Here is a 1,227-nt window from a genome sequence, read left to right as displayed (position 1 = left end):
GGCCTTGAGCTGTTAATCGATCGATATCAAGTCGAGTTATCGTTTGAAGAAGCGATTGACCTCGACAATATCGGTACCCAATGGAACCTGCGCTTTGGGCTGGTTTGGTAGAAGAAGTGACTAAGGCTTGCGAATATTACGTCTTAGCTTTGCTCTTTGGCTTGGGCTGAGCCGCTTGAAGCTCTGACGCAGCTTTTGCTTTTTTGCCTCTGGGAGTTGCTTAAATTTACGCATACTCTTTCTCAGAGAGTTCTGATGCTCAGCAGGCAGGGCTTTAAAGCGCTGCATTTTATCTTTTAAGGCCGAGCGTGCTTCAGGTGATAGCGTTTGCCATTTGGAAAAGCGCTGCTTCGCAAGTTCTCTTTGCTCCTTATCCATATTTGCCCAACGATTTGCCCCTGTAACCAAGGCTTCTTGCTTGGTTTTGTCTAAGCTATCCCATTGTGATTGAAAAGGGATGAGTAATATTTGGGTTTCGTTTGGCAAAGATGACCATTCCTCTGCAAAAGAAAGCGAAACAAAGCTGGCCAGTAATAATGTGATTAAGTGCTTGGGAAGCTTATTCATGGTTTGCCTCCTGTTCGCTATTTTCAGGTTCACTGGGCACCAAGTCGTGATCCTTGGAGTTGGACAGCTCGTTATCGCTAATCTGCTGTAAGTCGATAGGCGTTACAAGTTCTTTGCCATTGACGATTGTCTCGGCCAGAAACAGAAAGAAGCTCATATCTTGAATAGGCGCTTCGTTAGCTCGAACTTGAAAAGTAGTGAATGCATTAGCCATTACGCAGCTCACTAACAGATAAGGTTTCAGGTATTGTTTCATTTTCTAGTTGTTCCGATAACCAATAGGAGAATTCTAAATCTTCTGCAATATCCAAGTCTGTTTCGTCGAAGTTCGATAGTAGAACAAAGTCGTCAATATTTGCTTGAACAAGGTTTGGAATATTTTCTCCTTGCTTCTGTGGCAAATAGTTTATCAACAGAACAGCCGAAAAGCTTGCTGCCACTGTGAATCCTACTAAGGGGTGCCTAAACCATGGCTTTGAATTTTGTGCCATAGCGTCTTGTCTTGCTTGATATAGGCTGCGCTGTACTTTAGGGGAAAGATTCCGGGTACTTTCGTCCAGCGCTTGCTTAGCTCGTTGTTGAATTTCTTTATCGTTCATTCTCTTGACCTGAACTCTGGTTTACTGCAATTGCGCTTTTGATGAGCGCAGCTTTTCCATA

At 43.7% G+C, this 1,227-nt stretch carries 3 protein-coding genes; all 3 read right to left on the bottom strand.

All coding sequences use genetic code 11. The features are described from left to right. Positions 1-120 precede the first annotated feature (120 nt). From A3761_RS03180 to A3761_RS03170, 3 genes are read right to left on the bottom strand one after another with little or no spacing between them, the layout of a single operon-like run. On the bottom strand, positions 121-567 hold the full coding sequence (locus tag A3761_RS03180; RefSeq protein ID WP_068553381.1) for a DUF3106 domain-containing protein: 447 nt from the start codon (positions 565-567) through the stop codon (positions 121-123). Further along, a complete protein-coding gene (locus A3761_RS03175; protein ID WP_068512398.1) occupies positions 560-781 on the bottom strand; it encodes a hypothetical protein in 222 nt (73 codons plus the stop codon). The genes A3761_RS03180 and A3761_RS03175 overlap by 8 nt, the downstream gene beginning before the upstream one ends. Next, complete coding sequence (locus A3761_RS03170) at positions 774-1,166, bottom strand: DUF3619 family protein (RefSeq protein WP_068512395.1); 393 nt, start codon at positions 1,164-1,166, stop codon at positions 774-776. Before A3761_RS03170 ends, A3761_RS03175 begins: the two co-directional genes overlap by 8 nt. Positions 1,167-1,227: the final 61 nt, after the last annotated feature.

The organism is Oleiphilus sp. HI0123, assembly GCF_001635315.1.
This window is presented reverse-complemented; position numbering and strand designations above follow the sequence as displayed.

Coding starts and splice junctions, on each gene's coding strand:
- A3761_RS03170 (WP_068512395.1), bottom strand. CDS start 1,166: ATGAACGATAAAGAAATTCAACAACGAGCTAAGCAAGCGCTGGACGAA.
- A3761_RS03175 (WP_068512398.1), bottom strand. CDS start 781: ATGGCTAATGCATTCACTACTTTTCAAGTTCGAGCTAACGAAGCGCCT.
- A3761_RS03180 (WP_068553381.1), bottom strand. CDS start 567: ATGAATAAGCTTCCCAAGCACTTAATCACATTATTACTGGCCAGCTTT.